At 66.3% G+C, this 445-nt stretch carries 1 protein-coding gene; it reads left to right on the forward strand.

Features of this window, described 5'->3' with window-relative positions:
* A partial coding sequence (locus R5W23_RS11780) for a hypothetical protein (RefSeq protein WP_320686489.1) occupies window positions 1-358 on the forward strand: 358 nt, incomplete at its 5' end.
* Window positions 359-445: the final 87 nt, after the last annotated feature.

The raw sequence follows: 445 nt of genomic DNA on the forward strand, positions 1-445 counted from the left end.
CACCCGAGGGCTTCGGATGGCGCTTGGCGTTCTCAACTGCGTAGGCGTTCGGAACCTTGGCGACCTCGCTACGAGCCTCGCCGGGGCTGAGTTTCTGTTCGCAGCGTTCGCCGAGTCCCACGGCGACGCTGTTAGGTACTCTCTGGCGGTCATCAAGAGCCGTGGCCAGTTGGCGGACGAGCTGTGCGACGGGGACAAGTTGGCGGCCGTCACAGGAGGCGTGTACCCCGTGGTGTGGGTCCAGGTCCGCTATGATCCCGTGCGGGCATCGGCCGAGGCGCTCACCCGGCTCGTCGAGGGGCATGGCTGGTCTGTGTTCGAGCAGATAGTGAGCCAACGGCACCGGTTGATCGCGTGAGGGCCGAGGCCGAACCCGGCGCTGCACCTGACACCGCCCGCTGTATTGTGACGCACTGCTCATCCGATGGTGGCGGTGCAGGTGAGC

Origin of the sequence: Gemmata algarum (assembly GCF_034097035.1) — a bacterium.
GTDB classification, from domain to species: Bacteria; Planctomycetota; Planctomycetia; order Gemmatales; family Gemmataceae; genus Gemmata; species Gemmata algarum.